We start from the raw sequence: 3,368 nt of genomic DNA on the forward strand, positions 1-3,368 counted from the left end.
GCGCTCGAATACCGCAAGATCAAGCGATAGTTCACTGGTGGTGCGAAAGCCGTCCACCTTGATGCCGTTGCCGCTGTTGCCGCTGAAACCTCGATAGTATTGGCGCGGATAATGATCGCCCGTATGCACGGCGGCCGAAGACGCATCGACCTTGTAGATGTCGCCGAAGGATTGCACCCCCGCGAAGTCGATGAGATCGCGCGTGACGACCTTGACCGACTGCGGCGTGTCCTTCACCGACGCCGGCATCTTGTTGGCGCTCAGCACTTCTTCGTAGCGAAACTCGACGCCGCGCACGACGACCTCCTCGAGGGCGTCGATTGCGCTGGTTTTTTCTTCGGCCGAGCCGGCGTTCGGCTTGTCTTCGGCCAGCTCGATGCCGATGACGTTCTCGCCGAACGTCCGGTAACGCAGCGACGTGCCTTCGAGCAGCTTGGTCAGCGCCAGATGCACTGACATGGTGCCATGGACGCCCTGGGTCGCCTGCTCATCGACGATCTTTCCCGGCATCAACAGCTGCAAACCCGTTTGTTTGGTCAGCTTCAACAAGGCCGTGGACAACTTCTGAGGCGCGATCTCGACCGTAATGGTGCGTTCGAGACTTTGGCTTTGAGCTTGGGCGGTGGCGACGACGGCCAGTAGAGTCGCGGTCGTGGCAATCCGGCTGGCAAGAATGCCGCGAACCGCCAGGATGAGAAAGCGTGATGACATGACCTGGAATCCCCTGTCTTTATTTTGGGCACAGTGGCGATGTTGTGTCGCCATCAGTTAGACAGTTAGCTGGGCACAACAGGGCCACCCAAGTGAGCGCAGCGGAAGTTTGCGTGTCATTCAGCGCAGGCAACCAACGGTTCAAAAGACCTTACCGGTCAGTACCCCTACAGAAAAGCGGCAATAGCTCACATGCTGCCGGTGCACTCATGTAGGCCCCGTTGCGGGAATCCCCTGAGCTTTTTTCCGGGAGTGATAACGGCGTCACCGCTCATGAATGTCCCAATTCCCCTTTATTCCATAATTTTCATACTGCCGCTCAATTCCCGCCCCAACGGCGGAATGTTTGGACGAACGGAGACTGTCGATGAGCGGCGGATTATCTGTGAGTACGATGCAAGGCGCGAGCGCGCACGCGCCGCCCGTGGGCAGTAGCCCGTTGCCCAATCAACAAAGCAGTCAACAAGTCAGTCAACAGGTCACCCCGCCGCCCAGCACTCCTGCGGTTGTCATCAGCACTGGCATTGCCATCGCCACCGCCAGGCAGATCATGGCCAGCGGCGACAGCAACGGCGACGCCAAAGTGAACTACCGCGAGTTCGACGCCGCCATGAGACAACGCGAGTCGCTCAAGTCCATGCGCAGCGGCCAGTTCGCCTCGACCCTCGGGCTGTATGCCTCGATCCAGATGGAACAGCTGGAGCCGGTGGCAACGACCTTCAGCGCTCGGGCCTGACCCGCCCCGGAACCCACCCGCCACCCGTGAAGAACCCCCTTCAACCACCGCTCTTGATTTCCGTTCTGAAGGCTCCCTAACATCCGGCCCGGGCACACTTTCAGCGGGTCAAGGCGCATGCACGACATCGATAATCCCACCCCAGTGGGAATTCGCGGTTCCTGGTTCATTGCCGCGGTTTTCATGGCTGCATCGGCGCTGGCGGCCGACGAGGTGCCGGCGGTCTCCCCGGCGCAGCTCAGCCCGGTCAAAAAGTCCGCTCTCGAATGGATCGATAAGAGCTCGGCGCGCAGTAACGATCTGAGCGACCGCATCTGGCGGGCGGCGGAAACCTCGTTGAAGGAAACCCAGTCCGCGGAATTGCTGGCGAAAGAGCTGGAAAAGGAAGGCTTCAAGGTCAAGCGCGGCGTCGCCGGCATGTCGACGGCCTTCGTCGCCGAATACGGCAGCGGCAAGCCCGTCATCGGCATCCTCGCCGAGTTCGACGCATTGCCGGGCCTGTCGCAGTCGGCCACGCCGACGAAGCAGCCGTTTCAGCAAGGCGCCGCCGGCCACGGCTGCGGCCACAACTTGTTCGGCACCGCCAGCACGGCTGCCGCAGTCGCCGTGAAGCGCGCCATCGTTCAACAAAAGCTGCAAGGAACCATCCGCCTGTACGGCACGCCCGCCGAAGAGAACTACAGCGGCAAGACCTATATGGTGCGCGATGGTTTGTTCAACGACGTCGACATCGCCTTCCATTGGCATCCGGACTCGGAAACCGGCGTGCCGCAGGCGAGCAGTCAAGCGCTGAATGGCGTGGAAATCACTTTCAGCGGCCAATCGGCGCACGCCGCCGGCAGCCCCTGGACCGGTCGTAGCGCGCTCGACGCGGTGGAACTGCTGAACGTTTCCATGAACTATCTGCGCGAGCACGTGCCCCTGAGTTCACGCATCCACTACGTGATCACCAATGGCGGCGCAGCTCCGAACATCGTGCCGGACCGTGCCAGCGTCTGGTACATGATTCGCGACACTGAGCGCTCCGGCGTCGAACGCCTGCACGAGCGCCTGCTCGAATCGATACAGGGCGCGGCGTTGATGACCCGCACCACTTATGAGATCAAGATTCTCGAAGCGCCGTGGCACGTACTGGTCAACGAAGTCGGCTCGCGACTGATGTTTAGCAACCTGCTCGCCATCGGGCCGCCGCAGTTCACCGCCGACGAACAAACCTTCGCCAAGGAAATCCAACGCAATCTGGGCATCGAGCAGGCCGGACTCGCCAGCAAGATCGAGCCGATGCGACCGCCTCACCCCGAAAGCGGCACCACCGACGTGGCCGACGTGAGCTGGGTCACTCCGACCATCGGCCTGACCGTGGCCACCGCCGTGCTCGGCGATCCGGGTCACAACTGGTCCACAGTCGCGACCGGCGGCATGTCCATCGGCCACAAAGGACTGAATGTCGCGGCCAAAACCATGGCGGCGACTGCGCTCGACATCTTGCAGGATCCGTCGTTGCTCCAGCCCATCACCGCCGAGTGGAAGCAGAAGACCAAGGGCATCGTGTACAAGAGCGCGATTCCGGAAGGACAGAAGCCGCCGACGCCCTGAGACGTGGCGCATGACTGAGGCGCGTCGATCGGCGCGCCTCAATCATTCGATAGCTCGGTTCAATTCGTCCGCGTCACCCTGATCATTCGCGGCGTGCCCTCGACATACATTCTGTAGCCGCCGATTTTGCCGCGTTCGATACGAGCTGCGTAGCTCTTACCCGGATCGAGGCGTTGTTCGGGCGGCGCGCTCTCCGTAGCCTTCCAGACCTGACCGTCGGTCATGCGGAACAGGCCCCTACCATCGAATCCATAAGTCACATTCGCGATCTGCACGGTCGCCCGCTCGACGCTTTCCTGCGGCGTCTTTTTCTTGAGTTGTTCGT

Annotated in this window: 4 protein-coding genes; 2 read left to right on the top strand and 2 right to left on the bottom strand. The window is 61.4% G+C overall.

What is annotated here, in order from left to right; translation table 11 throughout:
• The coding region (locus JNL55_RS33950) for an STN domain-containing protein (RefSeq protein WP_293865291.1) at positions 1 to 711 on the bottom strand (711 nt) is incomplete at its 3' end.
• Between the two features lie 367 nt (positions 712 to 1,078).
• Between JNL55_RS33950 and JNL55_RS33955 the strand changes: the two genes are divergently transcribed.
• Both JNL55_RS33955 and JNL55_RS33960 read left to right on the top strand, forming a co-directional pair.
• Positions 1,079 to 1,447, top strand: coding sequence for a hypothetical protein (locus JNL55_RS33955; RefSeq protein WP_293865294.1), 369 nt, complete (start codon positions 1,079 to 1,081; stop codon positions 1,445 to 1,447).
• A gap of 117 nt (positions 1,448 to 1,564) precedes the next feature.
• Positions 1,565 to 3,043 (top strand): amidohydrolase, encoded by a 1,479-nt coding sequence (locus JNL55_RS33960; protein ID WP_293865297.1) that lies wholly within the window; start codon positions 1,565 to 1,567, stop codon positions 3,041 to 3,043.
• Between the two features lie 59 nt (positions 3,044 to 3,102).
• Here JNL55_RS33960 and JNL55_RS33965 read toward each other — a convergent pair.
• On the bottom strand, positions 3,103 to 3,368 hold a 266-nt coding region (locus tag JNL55_RS33965), incomplete at its 5' end, for a hypothetical protein (RefSeq protein ID WP_293865300.1).

Origin of the sequence: Steroidobacter sp. (assembly GCF_016790065.1) — a bacterium.
GTDB lineage: Bacteria > Pseudomonadota > Gammaproteobacteria > Steroidobacterales > Steroidobacteraceae > Steroidobacter.